At 70.8% G+C, this 17,581-nt stretch carries 17 protein-coding genes; 6 read left to right on the plus strand and 11 right to left on the minus strand.

From position 1 onward, the window contains the following. Nucleotides 1–438: 438 nt before the first annotated feature. The 3 genes from ACFYYJ_RS01370 to ACFYYJ_RS01380 form a co-directional block, all read right to left on the minus strand. A complete protein-coding gene (locus ACFYYJ_RS01370; RefSeq protein WP_389127632.1) occupies nt 439–1,377 on the minus strand; it encodes a 4'-phosphopantetheinyl transferase in 939 nt (312 codons plus the stop codon). A 60-nt stretch (nt 1,378–1,437) separates the two neighbouring features. Then, nucleotides 1,438–2,829, minus strand: a complete 1,392-nt coding sequence (locus ACFYYJ_RS01375; RefSeq protein ID WP_385358063.1) for a helix-turn-helix domain-containing protein — start codon at nt 2,827–2,829, stop codon at nt 1,438–1,440. A 156-nt stretch (nt 2,830–2,985) separates the two neighbouring features. Continuing rightward, entirely contained in the window at nt 2,986–3,963 is a 978-nt protein-coding gene (locus tag ACFYYJ_RS01380) for a hypothetical protein (RefSeq protein ID WP_389127635.1), read from the minus strand. A 1,001-nt stretch (nt 3,964–4,964) separates the two neighbouring features. Here ACFYYJ_RS01380 and ACFYYJ_RS01385 point away from each other — a divergent pair. Further along, nucleotides 4,965–5,957, plus strand: a complete 993-nt coding sequence (locus tag ACFYYJ_RS01385) for a LuxR C-terminal-related transcriptional regulator (RefSeq protein ID WP_385358059.1) — start codon at nt 4,965–4,967, stop codon at nt 5,955–5,957. Between the two features lie 31 nt (nt 5,958–5,988). Here the strand turns inward: ACFYYJ_RS01385 and ACFYYJ_RS01390 are convergent, their stop codons facing one another. Continuing rightward, entirely contained in the window at nt 5,989–7,140 is a 1,152-nt protein-coding gene (locus ACFYYJ_RS01390; protein ID WP_389127638.1) for a glycosyltransferase family 4 protein, read from the minus strand. Next, a complete protein-coding gene (locus tag ACFYYJ_RS01395) occupies nt 7,137–8,276 on the minus strand; it encodes a glycosyltransferase 87 family protein (protein ID WP_389127640.1) in 1,140 nt (379 codons plus the stop codon). The genes ACFYYJ_RS01390 and ACFYYJ_RS01395 overlap by 4 nt, the downstream gene beginning before the upstream one ends. A 142-nt stretch (nt 8,277–8,418) precedes the next feature. Here ACFYYJ_RS01395 and ACFYYJ_RS01400 point away from each other — a divergent pair, with 142 nt between their 5' ends. From ACFYYJ_RS01400 to ACFYYJ_RS01410, 3 genes are all read left to right on the plus strand, one after another. Beyond that, nucleotides 8,419–9,663, plus strand: a complete 1,245-nt coding sequence (locus tag ACFYYJ_RS01400; RefSeq protein WP_389127642.1) for a sensor histidine kinase — start codon at nt 8,419–8,421, stop codon at nt 9,661–9,663. A 23-nt stretch (nt 9,664–9,686) separates the two neighbouring features. Continuing rightward, the gene (locus tag ACFYYJ_RS01405; RefSeq protein ID WP_385127177.1) at nt 9,687–10,352 is read left to right on the plus strand and encodes a response regulator; all 666 of its coding nucleotides are present in this window, start codon (nt 9,687–9,689) and stop codon (nt 10,350–10,352) included. A gap of 63 nt (nt 10,353–10,415) precedes the next feature. Then, on the plus strand, nt 10,416–10,946 hold the full coding sequence (locus ACFYYJ_RS01410) for a GNAT family N-acetyltransferase (protein WP_385127175.1): 531 nt from the start codon (nt 10,416–10,418) through the stop codon (nt 10,944–10,946). Here the strand turns inward: ACFYYJ_RS01410 and ACFYYJ_RS01415 are convergent. From ACFYYJ_RS01415 to ACFYYJ_RS01430, 4 genes are all read right to left on the minus strand, one after another. Beyond that, nucleotides 10,939–11,565, minus strand: a complete 627-nt coding sequence (locus ACFYYJ_RS01415; RefSeq protein WP_389127645.1) for a hypothetical protein — start codon at nt 11,563–11,565, stop codon at nt 10,939–10,941. The two genes, ACFYYJ_RS01410 and ACFYYJ_RS01415, sit on opposite strands and share 8 nt — an antisense overlap. Further along, the gene (locus tag ACFYYJ_RS01420; RefSeq protein ID WP_389127647.1) at nt 11,562–12,812 is read right to left on the minus strand and encodes an MAB_1171c family putative transporter; all 1,251 of its coding nucleotides are present in this window, start codon (nt 12,810–12,812) and stop codon (nt 11,562–11,564) included. Before ACFYYJ_RS01420 ends, ACFYYJ_RS01415 begins: the two co-directional genes overlap by 4 nt. Before the next feature lie 72 nt (nt 12,813–12,884). Then, nucleotides 12,885–13,427, minus strand: a complete 543-nt coding sequence (locus tag ACFYYJ_RS01425; RefSeq protein WP_389128047.1) for a toxin — start codon at nt 13,425–13,427, stop codon at nt 12,885–12,887. Between the two features lie 101 nt (nt 13,428–13,528). After that, a complete protein-coding gene (locus ACFYYJ_RS01430) occupies nt 13,529–13,972 on the minus strand; it encodes a hypothetical protein (protein ID WP_385127170.1) in 444 nt (147 codons plus the stop codon). A gap of 389 nt (nt 13,973–14,361) precedes the next feature. Here ACFYYJ_RS01430 and ACFYYJ_RS01435 point away from each other — a divergent pair, with 389 nt between their 5' ends. Both ACFYYJ_RS01435 and ACFYYJ_RS01440 read left to right on the plus strand, forming a co-directional pair. Then, nucleotides 14,362–14,580, plus strand: coding sequence for a hypothetical protein (locus tag ACFYYJ_RS01435; RefSeq protein ID WP_385127169.1), 219 nt, complete (start codon nt 14,362–14,364; stop codon nt 14,578–14,580). A 234-nt stretch (nt 14,581–14,814) separates the two neighbouring features. After that, nucleotides 14,815–16,233, plus strand: coding sequence for a DUF2252 domain-containing protein (locus tag ACFYYJ_RS01440; RefSeq protein ID WP_389127650.1), 1,419 nt, complete (start codon nt 14,815–14,817; stop codon nt 16,231–16,233). A gap of 17 nt (nt 16,234–16,250) precedes the next feature. Here the strand turns inward: ACFYYJ_RS01440 and ACFYYJ_RS01445 are convergent, their stop codons facing one another. Together ACFYYJ_RS01445 and ACFYYJ_RS01450 are read right to left on the minus strand one after the other, a co-directional pair. Continuing rightward, entirely contained in the window at nt 16,251–16,808 is a 558-nt protein-coding gene (locus tag ACFYYJ_RS01445) for a hypothetical protein (protein ID WP_385358039.1), read from the minus strand. Nucleotides 16,809–16,949: 141 nt separating this feature from the next. Continuing rightward, nucleotides 16,950–17,573: a TetR/AcrR family transcriptional regulator gene (locus ACFYYJ_RS01450; RefSeq protein ID WP_385127163.1), complete on the minus strand. Its 624-nt coding sequence runs from the start codon at nt 17,571–17,573 to the stop codon at nt 16,950–16,952. Between the last annotated feature and the right edge of the window lie 8 nt (nt 17,574–17,581).

Genomic DNA, 17,581 nt, shown 5'->3' on the forward strand with positions numbered 1-17,581 from the left:
GCCTGTGCCGGTGCCTGTCGCGCCGAAGACTCGCGCGATGGTGTGCGCAGGGTCGAAAGCGCTGTTCAAAGGCCTGGTACGCCTTCGGAAGGGGACGCTCGCTGATCCCCCGACTTGCTTGTACGGCGATCTGATCGTCATGCGCGATGGATGAAGACCTTAGGAGTGCCGACGCCCCGGGATCGGCAGGGAAAGAGGCGACCGGGCGGCGACTTCCGCCCGATACCGCCGGTCGGAACCGCACCGGCTCCCGCGGCGAAAACCAGGACGTCGAGTCGCCTCTTCAGGGGTGGTCCACGCCATACTCAAGGGTCCGGGCCGCAAGTAATCTGAGCCGCATGACAGCCCGTTTGGACGACGACGGTGACCATGAGGACGCCCCCTCTCCCGGGGAGGAGGTGGCCGACCAGGAGCGTGACTACTGGGAGAATCGGCGACTCACCCAGGAACTGGACGACGATGAAGCCGGACGGCGGGAACGACGTCGACTGAGGGTGCGGGAACGGAAGATGCATCTGCGGGTCCGTATGCATCGCTACGCACGTCAGCAGGACCAAGGACCGCTGCCAAGCGCCCTGGTGCTCCCGCCGTTGCCCGAAGACGGTGATCCCTACGGTCCTCACGACGGCACGAGGTCCGACGACGACCGGTACTGACGATCGGCCCCTTCACGGGTCCGGCCCGCGCCTCGTTGCCGACGCCACGTTCACTCGTACGCCGATACGGCACGGCGATGGCGGTGAGGAGAAGGCCGTCCGCGTGCAGCCAGGTGCCGCTGAAGCCGTCCAGGACTTCCCCGTCCAACGTGGGCCCCTCGACGAGCAGTTGTGCTTCGAAGGTTCCTGCGGGGCTGATCCTCACGATTGCCTCTTCGAATCCGAGCCAGCGCCCGGTCAGTGGGAACCAGGCCTTGTAGACGCATTCCTTCGCGCTGAACAGCAATCGGTCCCACGCGGTTCCGCAGGCGGGCAGGGCCGCCAGGAGGTCGATCTCCTCACGGTGCGCGATCACGTTCAGCAGGCCGTCGCCGTCGGGCAAAGGAGCATTCGGTTCGGCGTCGATGCCCAGTGCGGCGATGTCGCGATCGTGCGCGACCGCCGCACCCCGGTAACCCGTGCAGTGGGTCATGCTCCCCACGATTCCGGCCGGCCAGCGAGGTTCCCTGTTCTCACCGGGAACCAGGGCCACGGGAGGCTGCCCGAGCTTCGTGAGCGCGTCACGTGCGCAGGCGCGCACTGTCGCGTACTCCGCCTGGCGGGAGCTGACGGCCGTGGCGACGGCGGGCCACTCCTCGGGGAACAGCAGGGCCCCGGCGTCGGCTCGATCGCTCAGCGAGTGGGCGGTCTGGACCGTGGGGGGAACTATGTGCTCGAGCACGTGCTCTCGATTCTCCTCGTGTTCCGCGGGCCCACTCGACGATCGGGCCCGTTCACGCACTCAAGCCGCATAGGACGTGGACTCCACGCTCGCGGCGGGTTGCCAACGCAGAGGCCCCCTGGATTCGACTGCGGGGGCCGCCGGTGCGGCGCTCTCCGCCAGCAGATGGCGGACCAGGTTCAGCACGGTGAACCTGGGGGTGCCGCCGGCGTCCCAGTTGGCCGGGCGCACCAGGCCCCGGGTGCACAGCAGGTGGATGGCGCTCAGCGTCGAGTCGCCGACGTGCTCCGGCGAGGCGAATGCCTGGGCCATGGTCCAGGGGAGCGAATGGGCGGCGAGCCCGCGCAGGACGTCGGCGTCGCGCGGATGCAGCGACTTGATCGACGCTTCGAGCACCGCCCGCAGGTCGGCGGTCTCGTTGCCGGGTGGGGTGGCGAGCTTGAACGGATCGCGCCTTGCCAGGCTCAGGAGCTGGTCCGGACTGTAGAGGAGGAGCCAGGCGGCGGCAGCCTCGATCGCTTGGGGGATGCCGTCGAGGCTCTGGCAGATGCCGGCGAGCGCGGCCGTGATCCGGCTGTCGGCCAGCGCCTCGCGTTCGAGGGAGCCGCAGCGCGACAGCATCAGCTGCAGAGCGGGGCTGACCGCCGACTCACGGCCCGTGGGACCGACCGAACGGTCTGCCACGGACAGCGGAAAGACGGGGTAGTCGGTGCCCGCGCCCGACTTCGAGCCCTCACGGGCCTCGTACAGGACGTGCAGTCCCCGGCACTGCACCAGCAGGCGGCGCAGCGCCGCCTCCGCGCCGGGGCTCATGGTGACGTCGGGCACCACCAGCAGGATGTAGTCGGTGCCGAAGGCGGTGGCCAGGTGGTCGAGCTCGGATTCACCGCGGAGCAGGGCGGCGACCTGAGCCTGTAGGCGGTCTGCGGGCTTGCCGGTGGGCCCGCCCTCCGGCTCCGCCCAGACGACCGGCATCTGGGCAGAGGCGTCCATCGCCCCGGCGACCTCCTGGATCAGCCGGGACTTGCCGACTCCGGCCATGCCGACCACTCGGATCAGGCGGTGTCCGCCGAACTTGATCAGACCCATGAGGGCTTCGATGTCGCGCTCGCGCCCGATGGTCGGTTCGAGGACGGCGGGCGGCGGGGCGAGGGAGTCGGCCGGTATGCCGCGAGTGGACGGCCCGGCGGCCGCTTCCTCGACTCTGGCCCGCTGGACTCCGGTCAGCCGCAGACCGTCCAGCAGGAGTCGGAGGGTTTCCCGCCGAGGGTTCTGGGTGAGATCGAGTTCGAGATCGCGAATCGTCCGGACGCTGACGGACGACAGGTCGGCGAGCTGGGTCTGGGTGACGCCGATGCGTCTGCGCGCCGCCTTGAGTTCGGCCCCGAGGCTCGGAGACGCCTGATGGTCCGGCGTTGCGGTGCGCTCGTCGCGGTTCTGAGTCGAATTCAAGGCATCCTCGCCACTGTGTCTCGTGCTGCGGACAGCAAACTGATTCTGGTCGCACACCGTCGCCGCATCCTCCCGAGGCGATGTCGACGCGGGAACCGGCATCCGTGACGCCCTACTCCCGGCGCCGTCCGGAAGGAGCCGCGGTCGGAAGGGCGTTCACCCGGCAGGCGTCCACGGCTCTTCCCCGTACCGTTCCACCGAGGACAAGGCCGCGACGTAGTCACGTTCCACGGTCTGTTCGTCGGCGTGGAGGAACTGAACCCGGGTCACCGGCGGAGCTCCTCCCACCACTGCGCCCTGGTAACTCTCCAGTGCCTTCAGTTCCCGCATGAGGCTGCGGAACCTCGCGGAACCGGACGCCGCAGTGGGCAGGGCGACCCAGGCCGCGTGCCGTAGCTGCCGGTAGGGCCTGGCGGCACGCAGCCGGAACCATTCCGGGGCGAGATAGGCGAAGACGGTCCAGTCGGCCTGTCCTTCGCCGACCGCAGCGCGCGTGAGCAGCGGCTCGTCTGCCGCGCAGATGCCCGCGCTCGGGGCGAGCCGGACCGGACCGTGCGCGGTGTGCTCGAACTCCGTGCAGGCCGGACCGTTGCGCAGCCCTGCGGCGTCGAGTCCTCTCAGGGTCAGGTCCACCAAGCGGTCCTCCCGCACCCCCCGGCGGGCGAGCAGCCGCGCACCGCGCGGCCGTCCCTCCGCTTGCAGCGAACCGGTCCGCCGTGTCTCCCAGATATCGCAGATGTAGTGGACCCCGTCCAGACTCACGGAATGCACCTTGAATCCCGCCAGACCGGCCGTTTCCGCAGAATTCAGCTGAGCCGGGCTCCGTCGCACACCACTGCTTCGCAGACCCAGACCGGCGCTCAGAGCCGCAGCGAGTCCGACCCCCGTGCCGAGTCCGGGCAGCACGGCTACCGGCTGGTAGGAGGATACGCGGTCCAGTGTGTCCGTGAATTGACCGTGGTGCACCACGAGGTCACGGAAGTCATCGCAGCGAAAGGGCGATGCAAACCATTCGGATATCGCTGGGGTGCTCTGCACATGGACGATTTCATAACCTCGATCCCGGATCGGGGGAACGAGCAGTCGCGCACTGGAGTAAGCATCGACCAGGGCCACCACGGGCCGATCGGTCATCCTGACTCCTCCTCCTTCATATCAGGCATTTCATTCAGGCACTGCCGCATCTGTCGGTGACTCACAGAAGGGCCCGACCCCCCGGTGGCGTGCGCCACGCGCAACCCCGGCCACGGGGCGGCGGCGAATGAGGGTCGCGAAGGTGAATTCCGAGACGTGGAGCCACGCGGCGCCCTACCGGCCGCCGCGCCGGACACTGCCGGACGACGACCCTCCGAGACGCTTCGGACCCCCTCAAATACCGTCCCCCACTGATCAGTTGCCGGCGAACGCGCATGCACTTCGGCCTGCTCACCGCGTTGCGCCATGCCGTCGGCTCCCGGTGGCGCCCGTCAGGTCGGCGGTCCGTCGAACCCGCCGGCACGAAGACGCTCACCCCGGGGTGCCCGGTACCGTGGCCGGCCGGCATTCCCGCGCGAACCGGCACACGCGGGAGTGCGCACTTTCACTCACGGGCAACATTCCGAATCGCCGACAAGAGTGCACTGGAATGCGCCGGTTTCCGCCCGGTTCGGCCGGATATCGGATACGAGTCACGCCGGTTCTCGCGAGGTGCGAGAATCAGCGTTCCTCATGCCGGGTCACCCGGGCGATTTCACCGTGGCCGCCCTGACGTTCGGATCCCCGCCCGCTCGGACCGCATCCCGTCCGGACGGTTGCGGGAGTACGGCGGGAATTAACCCCACGCGGAGTCGCCGAGAGCGACGGGTACGGAACCCTGCGAGGCGGACGCCGCGTATTCGGTATTCGCCGGCGTCGCGCTGCCCACAAGGACATTGACGGCACCGAAGGCCAGCAGAGCGGCCGTTCCGAGTGCGACAGAGATGGTGCGAATGCGGTCAATCATGATTCCCCCTGGATTCAAAACTTGAGTTCCCCGTTGCGGTCTTCATAATCATCCACCGCCGTTCGCCGCGAGTGAAGGCTCAAATGGCATCATGAGTGGGCAGTGCAAGAACGTGAAGGGTGGACAAATGTGTACAGAGCATGATCAGGTGGGGGTGACGAACCTCCCTGAGCTGTGCGAGGCAGGCCTGAAGCGCTATCGCGACGCGCTGGCAGCGGGTGGCGCCACGGCGGAGCGGATCCCTGACTGCCTGATCGACCTGGGGTTGCTCCGGTTCCTGCCGGACAACCCCGGCTCTGTCACTCCGGTCCCCCCGGACCTTGCCGCTGCCTCACTTTCCCGGCCCATCAAGCGGGCCATCGCGGAGCACCAGGACACCCTGATGGCGATCCGCACCACGATGGCCCGGGCGGAGGCCGTCTACGCGGAGGCCCAGCAGGACGGCGGCACCTCGATCCAGGTGCTCTCCGGCGCGAGCGTGATCGCGGCCGCCCTGGAAGAGGCGGTGGAGTCCTGCCACGAGGAGCTGCTGACCGCCCAGCCCAACGGCGGCCGTTCGCCCGAGCTCCTCGCCGAGGCCCTGCCGCGCGATCTCGCCCTGGCCGCCCGCGGCGTCAAACAGCGCACGTTGTACCAGCACACGGTGCGGGCGCACGGACCCACGCTCTCCTACATCGAGCAAGTGGTGTCCGCGGGCGCGGAGGTCAGGACGATCGACGAGGTGTTCGAGCGGCTCATCGTGTGTGACAGGAGGACCGCCTTCATGCCCGGTCCGCACGACCGCCGCCAGTCCGCTCTGGTCATTCGGCACCCCAGCGTCATCGACTACCTGGTGAAGGGCTTCGAGCAGGCGTGGAGCCGTGCGGCAGCCGTGGGGGAGGCCCCTTCCCGGCTGCGCCCGCCGCCCCTCACCGACGAGACCCGAAGGGCCGTGCTGCGGCTCATGGTGGAGGGCTACACCGACGAGGCGATCGCGGGGCGTCTGGGCATCAGCAGGCGAACGGTGGGCACCCACGTCCAGAGGACCTCGGAAGTCCTCGGCAGCCGCAGTCGCGCACAGCTCGCCTACCTCATCGCACAGACCGACCTTCTGGACCACTCCGATCTGGGTGTCGTGGAGGAGGCTCCGGCCGCGACGGCACCGTGAGGAGCGGCGACTTCGTCGTTGTCCGGGTCTTTCACGGTCCGTCGGGGCCCGATCGGTGGAGCAGTCCGGCCAGGGTCTCGTAGGAGCGGTCCCAGCTCCATTCGTTCCGTACCCAGCTGCGGCCCTTCTCGCCCATCTCGCGGGCGAGCCCGGGATCGCGGAGGAGTCTGGTCAGGCGGTCCGCCGTCGCGGCCACCGAGCGGCCGTCGACGACGTAGCCGGTCTCGCCCTCGCGCACCGCGTCGGGGGCTCCGCCCGAGTCGCCTGCCAGGACGGGGAGACCGGACGCGGCGGCCTCCAGGTAGACGATGCCCAGGCCTTCCACCTCCAGGCCGTGTCTGCGGGTGCGGCAGGGCATGGCGAAGGCGTCGGCGGCGGCGTAGAAGGAGGGGAGGGCGTGGTGCGGGTGACCGCCGGCGAAGACGACCGCGTCCATGACGCCTTCGGCCAGGGCGAGCCTGCGTAGTTCCGGGGCGTGAGGGCCGTCGCCGACCAGGAGGAGCATGGCGTCCGGGAGCGACCTGCGGATCCAGGGCAACGCCCTGATCAGGGTGTCCTGTCCCTTGCGCGGGACCAGTCGGGCCGCACAGAGGACGACCGGGCGGCGGCCCAGACCGTAACGAGCGCGCACCGGGCCGCCGTCCAGGTCGGGACGGAAGGCCGTGGTGTCCACCCCGGGGACCAGGCGTGCGGTGCGGGTCCCGGGGGCGAGGGCCGCCTCGATCGGTCGGCGGGTGCTCGCGCCCAGCCAGGTGAGGACGTCGACCTCCGTGCCGACGCGGCGCAGCAGCGCCCTGGTCCCGGGGGTGCGGGCCCACCACACCTCGTGCCCGTGCGTGGTGGCGACGGCGGTGCCGATGTCCGTCGTCCGGCGCAGACGGCCCGCCATCAGGCCGAGCGGTGCCGCCGCACCGAACCACACCCGGTCGCAGCCGTACCGGCGGGCCACGGACGCGGCGTGCGCGGTCGCCCGAGGGGTGGGCAGGAGGGTGCGCACCCGGTGGCGTATCACCGGGTAGGGGAAGGGGTCGCCGGTTGACGGGGGTGGGGACGAGGTGAAGACGACCACCTCGTCGGGAGGGAAGCGGTCGGCCAGTTCGCGGACGAACGTCTCGATGCCGCCCTGCCGGGGCGGGAAGTCGTTGGTGACGATCAGCGTGCGGGGGCGGGAGCTGCGCTTCATGGGGCGGCGACCTTCTTGGGATCGGAAGGGGTGGCGGGGGTGCCGGCGCGTTGCCGCGTCCGGTACGCGAGGGCACCGAGCGTCAGCGGGTAGACCAGGTATCCGAAGCGGGTCGAGGGCATCAGGGTCATCGCCAGGCCCAGGCCGAGGGCGAGCCGGGTGGCCGCCGCCCGTGTCGTCATCGGCGGTCGCACCACCAGCGACACCGCGATCAGCAGCGCGCCCACCGCGAGGAGCGCGAGGGCGATCACCGTGCCGCCGGGGGCGTACGCCGCGAGCAGATGGCCGGGCAGCGGGCTCGCCGCCGGGGAGGCGGTGTCGGTGAGGCCCAGCGGGAAGGCGACGACGTTCCGGTGGAAACCGGAAGGGTCGGAGAGGACGAAGGGCAGCACCACCGCCGCCGCGGTGGACAGGGCCACCGCGGCGTGCCGCAGTGCGGGCCGGCCGCCCCTGCCCGCCGCGATCAGCGCCAGAGCCACGGGCAGCGCGGGCCACGCCGTCCACTTGAGCGCGGCGGCGGCGCCGAGCACCAGCCCCGCGCGCCCCGGCCGCCCCCGCCCGGCGAGGACGACGCCGAGGCACATCAGGGCGGCGACCGGGAGGTCCGTCCCGCCCACCGCGAAGGGCAGCGCGATCAGGGGGCAGGCAAGCAGCCGGACCCGGTGCAGCCCGGCCGCGGCCAGGGCCGCCACGAAGACGCCGCCCAGCCACCAGCGCGGATCCCCGGGCAGCACGCCGAAGAGCGCCATCCCGGGCAGGTACGGGTTGAAGTCCGCGACGGCGGTCGGGTCGGTGCCGTACGGGCTGCCGGTCGTGAGCAGCAGCCGCCCCGACCGCTCGACGACCGCGACCTCCAGTTGCCCGAGTCCGGCCGCCACCGACGAGACGAGCGGCACCACGACGGCCCCCGCCACCGCGACCACCCGGGCGGCGGGACGGGACCGCTCGGCGCGGGCCAGGACCGCCGCGACCGCGTAGCCCGCCCCCGCCACCGCCCCCCACACCCGGTGCGGTCCCAGATCCGAGACCAGGGCCAAGCCCAGCGCGGCGAAGGCGCAACCGGCCCACGCGTACCGCTCATGACGGGCGGACCGGAGGTGACCTGCGTACCGTTCGAGTCGGAGGTTCTTCGTCATGCCCACCGACGGTAGGAATCCAGGGGGCGGAGGGCGTCAACCGAGGCTCCGGACCCGGTACTCGACCCGTGGCATGACATCCGTCCGCGGAGTCAACCCGTGCGGTGACGCGCGCGGCCGCGTCGGCACGGACCATGGACGCATGAGTACGCCCCTCCAACAGCGGTTACGTGCCCGGATCGCCGCGCCCGCCTATCCCTGGGTCACCGGCGGTGCCCTGACGGTCGGTGCCGTGGCGGAGCTGATCGCCTTTCCCGGATCCGTGACCACCGTGATCGGTGTCCTCGTCTCCTCCGCCTCGCTGATGTGGCGGCGGTCGTTCCCGCCGGTCGCGGTACTCACGGTCGCCTCGGGGCTGATCGGGTTCGCCGGCGACGTCAGCCTGTACGTCTCGATCATGGCCAGCGGGTTGATCGGCTGCTACACCCTGGGCCGCAACCGGGTACTGCACCCCGCGGTGACCGTGGCGGGCGCCGCGCTCGGGGCTCTGTGCGTGAACCTCGTGCACATCAACACCTGGTCGCGGATGGACCTGCCCGTGCCCGCCCTCTGGGAGAAGGGATCGCTCAGCCTGTTCGCCGAGTCGTTCCTGCTGACCGTGGTCGTCTTCGGAGCCGTCATGATGGGCGACGCGGTGCGTTCCAGGGAGGAGACCCGCGACGAACGGGATCTGGCCCAGGCCCAGTTGATAGCGATGGAGCGACAGCAGGCCGCCGAGGCCGAACGGGCGGCCATCGCCCGCGAGCTGCACGACATCGTCTCGCACTCGGTGTCGATGATCGCCGTGCAGGCCGAGAGCGCCACGTACACCACGCCCGGACTGTCCCCCGAGGCCCGCGACGGCTTCCAGCAGATCGCCGGTACCGCCCGCTCCTCGATGGCCGAACTGCGCCGCCTGCTCGGCGTACTGCGCACCCCCCAGGGCCAGGGGGACGCGGCGCTCACCGCCCCGCAGCCGACCCTCGACCATCTCTCCGAACTGGTCGAGCAGCACCGGGCGGTGGGCGGCGAGGTCACGTTGCGGATCACCGGGGAACGGGTGCCGCTGCCCGCCGCGTGGGAGCTGTCCGCCTACCGCATCACCCAGGAGGCGCTGACCAACGCGCGCAAGCACGCGCCCGGCGCCCGTACCGTGGTGGAGATCGACTACGGCGCCGACCGGCTGCTCACGCTGCGCGTCCGCGACGACGGTCCGGGCCCGGTCTCCGGTCCGGGTCCGGGTCCGGGATCGGGTTCGGGGCCGGGTTCCCGTCCGGGTTCCGGCGCGGGCCACGGTCTGACCGGGATGCGGGAGCGGGCCGCCCTGGTCGGCGGTCGGCTCAGCGCGGCCGCGGGCCCGGACGGGGGCTTCCTGGTGGAGGCGGAGCTTCCCTGGGGGGCCGGGTGACGGGCACGGAGAAGGAGAAGGTTGTGATCAGGGCGCTGGTCGCCGACGACCAGGCGGTCGTCCGTACGGGCTTCGTCAACCTCCTGAACACCCAGGAGGACATCGAAGTCGTGGGTGAGGCCGAGGACGGCGTGCAGGCGGTGCGCATCGCCGCCGAGACCAGACCCGACCTCGTGCTCCTCGACATCCGGATGCCGCACAAGAACGGCATCGAGGCGGCCCGCGAGATCCTGGCCCGGCCCGGGACGACGACCAAGGTGTTGATCCTGACGACCTTCGGTCTCGACGAGTACGTGTACGACGCGCTCGCGGCCGGGGCGAGCGGCTTCCTGCTCAAGGACGCCACCTTCCCCGAACTGCTGCACGCGGTACGGGTGGTGGCGGCCGGGAGCGCGTTGCTCTCACCCGAGATCACCAAGCGGGTGATCGGCGAGTTCGTGCACGCGCGGACCCCGCGCCCGCCGGTCCACTCCGTGGGGGAACTCACCGCGCGCGAGGCGGAGGTGCTCGCACTCATCGCCCGGGGACTGTCCAACGCGGAGATCGCGAGCCGTCTCACGATCACGGACCACACCGTGAAGACCCACATCAACCGACTGTTCGCGAAGCTGGAGCTGCGGGATCGGGCGCAGGCCGTGATCGCGGCCTACGAGTTGGGACTGGCGCGGGTGGGAGGCGGGTCCGGTTGACGGCCCGGGTTCGATCCCGTCATCCGCTCTTCCGTGTCACGGGCCTGCGGTAGGTTCCCCGCCATGACCGGACCCGGAACCTTCGCCTGGCCGCCCGCCCCGATACCGACCGAACGGCTCGTGCTCCGCGAGTCCGAGGCCCGGGACCGCGCGGTGTTCGTCGAACTGTTCGCCTCGCCCGAGGTGGGCGCCCACGTCGGTGGCGCCCGGCCCCGCGACGAACTCGAACGCGCGGTGCCCGAAGTGCCCGGCCGGCGCCCGGGCTGCTTCGTGGTCGAACTCGACGGAACGATGATCGGCATGATCACGCTCGACCCGCGTGGCCCCGAGCGCCGCGAGGCCGAACTCGGTTACCTGTTCCTGCCCGGGGCGTGGGGACGCGGTTACGCCTTCGAGGCGTGCGCGGCGGCGCTCGACTGGTTCTCCGGCGCCCGTCCCGGCGACCCCGTGGTGCTCACCACCCGGAGCGCCAACGACCGCGCGATGCGCCTCGCGGCGAAGCTGGGCTTCACCGAGGTCGAGCGGTTCGAGGAGTACGGCGCCGAGCAGTGGTCCGGGGTGCGCCACGGCCGCCCGGTCGGCGGGATCAGGTGAAGAGGAAGGCGGCCGTGGTGCAGGCGCCGAGGGCGGCTCCGGCGATCGTCTGGGCCACCGTGTGGTAGGTCAGCGCGACCCGGGACCAGCACATGGCGGCCGTGAGCGTGTAGGCGAGCAGCCACCACGGCGAGTGCACGACGGCCAGCAGGGCCACCACCCCCGAGGCCACGGCGGCGTCCACCGAGATCTTCCAGACGGTGTTCACGGTGAGCAGCCCGATGGTCATCACCCACAGGCCGAGCATCGCGACCAGGATGGGCTCGGGGGCCCCGCCGAGGACCATGACCACCGAACCGGTGCCGATGGAGCCGAGGATGACGAAGAAGATCGGCGCTCGCTGGGTGCGGTCGACGACGTGGCGGTCGCCCCAGGTGCCGCGCTTGCGCTCCCACTCGATGTAGCCGGCGGGGATCAGCCCGGCGCACAGGGCGCCGAGCAGACCCCAGGGCAGACCGGTCCAGTCGCCGGCCGCGGCCAGGCCGATCCCGAGCATGCCGACGAGCAGGGCGTTGCGGGGTTGCAGGACGTCGGTGACGACGCGGGCCACCTTGGTCGTGGTCGTGGTGTCCGTTGTCGTGGTGTCCGTGGCCGTGGTGTCCGTTGTCGTGTCGCTCATGCGTTGTGCTCCAGGGTGGACCGCAGGACGGCGCGGGTCCGCTGTTCCGGGATGGACTTGTACGCGGCGGCCACCTGGACGAGCCAGGCGACTTCGCCGTCCTGGTCGGTGGCGTGCTTGGTCTCGAAGGCGGCCGCCTTGCCCGCGGGCGCCCCCTCGGCCTTGGCCGCCAGGGCCGCCTTGATCCAGTGGGCGTCGGCGAGCGAGCCGGCCTTCGCCGGGTCGGCGCCCTCGTCCGCGGCGGCCTCCTTGGCGGCGGTCAGCAGGCTGTCCGGTACGTAGTGCCGCAGCTTCTCGACCGCGTCCGCGATGTCGGCAGCCCAGCGGTCGACACGCAGGTCGGCGGGGGTGTCGAAGCGGGTCATCTCGCGGGCGAGGGAGGCCGGCGGGGCGAAGGGCTGGTCGGGGAAGGCGGTCATCAGCTCGCGCCACAGCGGATGCAGGTTCGCCTGGGCCCGCCACAGCCGGGCCCGCCGCCAGCCCTTGCTGAAGGCGGGGATGGAGGCGCCGAGCGCGAAGAAGACGAAGAGGACCACCTGGGCGGCCTCGGTGGCCTCGTCGAAGGCCAGCGCGAAGTCGTCGCCGGGCCGGTCGAACACGCTGATCCACAGGAACAGGGTCCGGCTGAGGGTGTAGCCGACCCCGATGAACATCGCGAAGGTCATCATGCCGAGGCCCACCCGGAGGTGGAGCAGCCGGGCGTCGACCGTGGCCAGCGCCCACTGGTAGGCGCAGACGGCGGACGCGGCGCCCAAGTAGAGGTAGAAGACGCTCATGTAGAGCGTGGCGCCCCATTCACCGGCGTGTTCGGCGACGAACCGGTCGGCGGGGACGGAGCGGTCGACCACCGTGAAGAACAGCACGGTCAGGAGGACGAGGGTGACCACGGAGGCCTTGGCGGCCACCTGCTGCACGAGGCGGGCGAAGCGCACGTGGCGGGGTATCTCCCCGTCCTTGGGGAAGTGGCCGTAGATGGCGACGATGTAACCGAGGATCGCCAGGATGGCGATGGTGGACGTGTAGTGCTTGATCAGCACCGCGAGGTCCACGACGGGGCTGTTGTTGAGGCCTGTTCGGACCACCTGGGTCTTGGTCCACAGCGCGACGGCGAAGCCGGCGTAGCAACCCCACAGCGCGCGGCGGCGCTTGTCCTCCTCGTCTCCCCAGAGTGCGGCGGGCATGCGCCACAGGGCGACGGCGGTCATCAGTCCGGCGACGAGGTAGCCGGCGAGGTCGAGCGCGGTCACGTGAGTTCCTCGGGGTGGTCTTCGTACGGGCGTGGGGGGATCGGGGTCGGCGGGGAATCGGTACCGGTGGGGCTACGAGCGGCGGAAGAGGCCGCGGCGGCGGTGGGCGACCGGCCGGGAGAGGGAGTTGGCGAGCCGTCCGACCATGTCGTCGCTCGTCACGTCCCGGGCCATGCGCGGGATGAGGGAGGCCCCGAACTCGGCGACCCGCTCGTCGTGCGTGTCGTACTGGGCACGGGCCTGGACCGTGTCGGAGGAGAGCACCCGGTTGATCAGCGAGGTGTCGAACATCGGCAGCAGCGCCCGCAGCCGATCCGCGTCCATGCCGGTGCCGTGGTCGAACCACTCGTGGCACAGCTCGTGCAGGATGACGTGCTGGGTCTGGTACTCGGTGGGGCGGCGCCGGTAGAGCACGTAGCTGGTGGTGCCGGACTTCAGCCGCAGGCCGCACGCGGCGTTGACGCGCGCCAGTCGTTCGGGCAGTTCCCGCAGGACGATGGTCCGGCCGCGGGCCGACTCCATGTTCGCCACCAGTCCTTCGATGGTGAACGGGGCCGGTATCGGAAGGTCGGCCAGGCCGGCTTCACACTCTTTGCGCAGTTCACGCAGGGACATTGAGGCCTCTTGGTCGTCGTCACGCGTGTGTGACATGCGGTCGGCGAGTCTAGCCAACGCCGTTCGACGACATGAGGGCACGTGTCCGCCGCCCCTCCCGGTTACGCGTCCTGTGCGCCTTCGGGCCGCTGCTCGGCCTTGGCGTCCGCCAGCAGGGAGAGCGCGAACTCCAGGAGTTCCGCGGGCAGTCCGTCGTCGTCGACGCCCCGGCCGGCCACCCCGCTGATCTCGCCGGTGCGCCGCTTGGCGAGGAACCGGAGCCCGGCGACCACGTCGCCGACGACCTCCGACTCCTCCTTGAAGAACCGCCAGTCGACGCCGAAGCCGAGTCCGAGCGCCTTGAGGATCTCCTCGGAGGGCTGTGTGACCTTCCCGGCCAGGATGTTGGAGAAGTAGCTGTGGGAGAGGGAGCCGCCGCGCTCCTTGACCAGCTCGGCGAAGGTCCGCCCGGACACCTTCTGCCCGGGGAAGGTCTTCTCCAGCATGTACTCGACCTTCTGCTGCAACGACCGCAGCTCGGGCGCGTGTTCTTCGCCGATGTCCATCCGGGTTACCTACGTTCGCATCGCGCACCGGCGCAAGTACCGGGCTTGCGTAAACACTCTACGTCACTGTTAACTGCAAAAAACACGGGCAGGGGACCACAGGGGAGTCCCCTGCCCGTGGGACATCACGTGTGCCGCGCCGATGCCGTCGGCCTACAGGTATAGCCCTTCGCGACGGGGGATGCACGAAGGGCTATACCCGTGCAGTATGCCGGCCTGTCAGGGGTCGCTGCACTATGCACCCATGACACCTTTCGGCCCCCTCGGGCCGGGGCCCGGTGGTTTCACCCGGGTGCTCCGGTTCGTGGGCGACCTGGTGCAGAGCGTCACCGCGCGTGTCAGCGTGTTGCGGGGGGAATTCCGTACCCCAATCACGAGGAGTCGCCATCATGGGCGGTAAGCACGAAAAGCGTCAGCAGCCGGGCCGGAGCCGCGAGGCGCAGGGGCACCAGCGCCCCGGTGACCCGGCGCGGCCGCAGCCGGGCCGGCAGTCCCGCGAGCAGGGCCAGAAGGAACAGGGTCAGAAGGAACAGGGCCCGCAGGAGAGCTCGCGCCGCCGTGAGGACGACCTGCTGCGCGAAGAGGACCTGCACGGCGAAGCGTTCTGACCGTCCGTACCCGTGACGGAGCCCGGCCGGGGCGACCGCGCACCGGCCGGGCTCCGGCGCGCGGCGACCCGGAGGCAAGACGGCGGGCCGGGAGGTGTGAAAGCCGGCCCGAGTCGCCGGAGGCACCGCCCGCGGATACGTTGGGAGGCGGAAACGAGAGCCGTACCAGGGCATCGGGCGGACGCGTACCGCGCGTCGGCGGCCGTGTTCGTGGAGCGTCCGGGAGTGTCCGCCATGACCGAGAACCATCTCTCCGGCGACGAGATACGGAACCTCACCCCGCAGGAGCGCGCCGCCCGCGGCAAGGCCGCCCGCGCCGAAGTGCCGCGCTCCGGCCACGCCGAGTACGCGCCCGCGCCGGACCGCCCGGACCCCGTGGACATCATCGAGAAGCAATCCGCGAGGCGGGTGCCCGAGCTGGTGCCGATCCGCTACGGACGGATGAGCGAGTCGCCGTTCCGGTTCTACCGGGGGGCCGCCGCGATCATGGCCTCGGACCTCGCGAACACCCCGCGCAGCGGGCTGCGCGTGCAGTGCTGCGGGGACGCGCACATGCTGAACTTCCGGCTGTTGGCCTCGCCGGAGCGCCGCCTGATGTTCGACATCAACGACTTCGACGAGACGCTGCCCGGGCCCTGGGAGTGGGACGTCAAACGGCTGTCGGCGAGCCTCGTCATCGCGGGCCGCGCCAACGGGTTCAGCGCCAAGGAACGGGCCACGGTGGTGCGGGCGGCCGTGGCGGCCTACCGCGAGCGCATGCGGAGCTTCGCCGGGATGGGCAACCTGGAGGTCTGGTACACCAGCGACTCCGCGGAGACGCTGACGGCACAGTGGGGCCCGATCGTGGGCTCGGGGCAGCTCGAACGCTGGAACCGGGCCCAGAAGAAGGCGTACGAACACGACACGCTCCAGGTCTTCGACAAGCTCACGCAGGTCGTCGACGGAAGGCGTCTGATCACTCCCGACCCGCCGCTGCTGATGCGGCTGCACGACCTGTTGGAGCCGGCCGAACGCGGCCCGATGGAGAAGGAGATCAGCCGGCTGGTCGAGCACTACGGCAAGACCCTGCAGACGGACCGCAGGTTCCTGCTGAAGGGCTACCGGATCGGCGACATCGCCCGCAAGGTCGTCGGCGTGGGCAGCGTGGGGACCCGCTGCTGGGTCATCCTGCTGCTCGGCAAGGACGACGGGGATCCGCTCCTGCTCCAGGCCAAGGAGGCCGACCAGTCGGTCCTCGCGCCCTACGCCGGCGCCAGTGCGTTCCGCACCCAGGGCGAGCGCGTCGTCGCCGGCCAGCGCCTCATGCAGGCGACCAGCGACATCTTCCTCGGCTGGGAACGCATCCAGGGCATCGACGGGAAGCGGCGCGACTTCTACATACGCCAGCTGCGGGACTGGAAGGGCATCGCCGTCGCCGAGGAGATGTCACCGAAGCGGATGGCGAACTTCGGCAGGCTGTGCGGCTCCACGCTGGCCCGCGCCCACGCGAGGTCCGGGGACCGCATCGCCATCGCCTCGTACCTGGGCGGCGGCGACGTCTTCGACCGGGCGATGGCGGACTTCGCCGAGCTGTACGCGGACCAGAACGAGAAGGACCACCAGGCGCTCCTCGACGCCGTCAAGGCCGGCCGGGTGCGGGCGGAGGCCGCCTGAGAGGTGTCGCCGTCGGATCAGGTGTTGCTGTTGAGGAAACCGATGACCACGGCGCCCCACCAGCAGATCTGCGAGACGAGGGCGGTGGCGCCTCCCCAGACGAGCAGCTTGCGCTCGATGGTCTCGCCGGTGGCTTCGAGGCGGCGGGCGAGGAGCCCCGCCTGGAGGCCGTTGACGGTGAGCGCGGCCACCAGGCCGAGCTTGGTCAGGGTCAGCGGGGAGTCGATGTCGGGGTGCAGCATCAGTCCGCTGAGGACGAGCCCGCCGAGGCCGGCCCAGATCGGCACGTGGAGCCGGGCGGTCGCGCCGACCACCTCGGCCAGCGTGCAGCGTCCCGTGGCCCACAGCAGGCCGTGGTAGTCCGCGGACAGCACCGCGCCGAAGCCGAGCACGAGCGAGGCCAGGTGCGCGAAGAGCGCCACCGTGTGCATCGACTCGTCCGCCTGCATGTGCAGGGAACACCACACCCCGGCCGTCAGCACGACCATCGCGAGGAGCGCTCCCGCCGCCACCGTCCACCACGAGTCGAAGAGACGGATCGGGCGGGAGGTGGGTCTGACTGCCGTGGACGACATGTGAGCTGACTCCGGTAGACGGCGGACGGGCGGGACTCCCGACAGCCGGAAGCTAGGTAAGGCTTACCTAAAGCGCCGCTGTCGTCAATGCGCGCCCACCCCTCAAGACCATGAATCGGGCCACAGGCCCCGCCGGGGCCGCTACCCGGCCGCCGGCTCCTCGCCCGCCCGGAAGATCCGGTCGAGGTGGTGGTCGAGCACGGCGAGGGCGGACTCCGGGCCGCGTTGACCCACGAGGATGCTGGTGCCCATCGTCGCCGTCATCGCGAGCAGGCTGATCGCCTCCGTGCGCGCGTCGATGCCGGGATCTGCGAGGCCCGACGCCTTGGCCCCTTCGAGCAGTCCGGCCACGGCGTTCTCGGCGGCGTCGGGGTTGTCGATGAACGGCTGGGCGGCCAGCGCCTCGTCCGTGACCGACAGGATCGAGTACGAGCTGTAGAGCAGGTGGAAGGTGCGGCCCTCCTCGTCGGTCGGGAGGGAGGCCAGCAGCAGCGCCTCGATGGTCTCGCGCGGGCCCGGGGCCGGGCCGATCGCGGCGAGCCGGGCGCCGACCCGGGCGGTGAAGCGGTCGGTCAGGTGCTGGAGCCCGTAGAAGAGCAATTTCTCCTTGGTCTCGAAGTAGTACTGCACGAGCCGCAGCGACACGCCGGCCTCCGCGGCCACGTCGCGCATGCCGACGGCGTGCAACCCCTGCCGCCCGGCGACCCGGATGAGCGCCTCGGCGATCTGGGTGCGCCGTTCCTCGTGATCCACGCGCTTGGGCATGTGCCGTC

The sequence above is a fragment of the Streptomyces sp. NPDC002467 genome (genome assembly GCF_042889825.1).
Lineage (GTDB): Bacteria > Actinomycetota > Actinomycetes > Streptomycetales > Streptomycetaceae > Streptomyces.

Excerpts from the sequence above, each read along its gene's own strand:
- ACFYYJ_RS01435 (WP_385127169.1), top strand. The coding sequence starts at position 14,362 with ATGGGCGGTAAGCACGAAAAGCGTCAGCAGCCGGGCCGGAGCCGCGAG.
- ACFYYJ_RS01400 (WP_389127642.1), top strand. The coding sequence starts at position 8,419 with ATGAGTACGCCCCTCCAACAGCGGTTACGTGCCCGGATCGCCGCGCCC.
- ACFYYJ_RS01395 (WP_389127640.1), bottom strand. The coding sequence starts at position 8,276 with ATGACGAAGAACCTCCGACTCGAACGGTACGCAGGTCACCTCCGGTCC.
- ACFYYJ_RS01390 (WP_389127638.1), bottom strand. The coding sequence starts at position 7,140 with ATGAAGCGCAGCTCCCGCCCCCGCACGCTGATCGTCACCAACGACTTC.
- ACFYYJ_RS01430 (WP_385127170.1), bottom strand. The coding sequence starts at position 13,972 with ATGGACATCGGCGAAGAACACGCGCCCGAGCTGCGGTCGTTGCAGCAG.
- ACFYYJ_RS01445 (WP_385358039.1), bottom strand. The coding sequence starts at position 16,808 with ATGTCGTCCACGGCAGTCAGACCCACCTCCCGCCCGATCCGTCTCTTC.
- ACFYYJ_RS01440 (WP_389127650.1), top strand. The coding sequence starts at position 14,815 with ATGACCGAGAACCATCTCTCCGGCGACGAGATACGGAACCTCACCCCG.
- ACFYYJ_RS01415 (WP_389127645.1), bottom strand. The coding sequence starts at position 11,565 with ATGAGCGACACGACAACGGACACCACGGCCACGGACACCACGACAACG.
- ACFYYJ_RS01410 (WP_385127175.1), top strand. The coding sequence starts at position 10,416 with ATGACCGGACCCGGAACCTTCGCCTGGCCGCCCGCCCCGATACCGACC.
- ACFYYJ_RS01425 (WP_389128047.1), bottom strand. The coding sequence starts at position 13,427 with ATGTCCCTGCGTGAACTGCGCAAAGAGTGTGAAGCCGGCCTGGCCGAC.
- ACFYYJ_RS01380 (WP_389127635.1), bottom strand. The coding sequence starts at position 3,963 with ATGACCGATCGGCCCGTGGTGGCCCTGGTCGATGCTTACTCCAGTGCG.
- ACFYYJ_RS01450 (WP_385127163.1), bottom strand. The coding sequence starts at position 17,573 with ATGCCCAAGCGCGTGGATCACGAGGAACGGCGCACCCAGATCGCCGAG.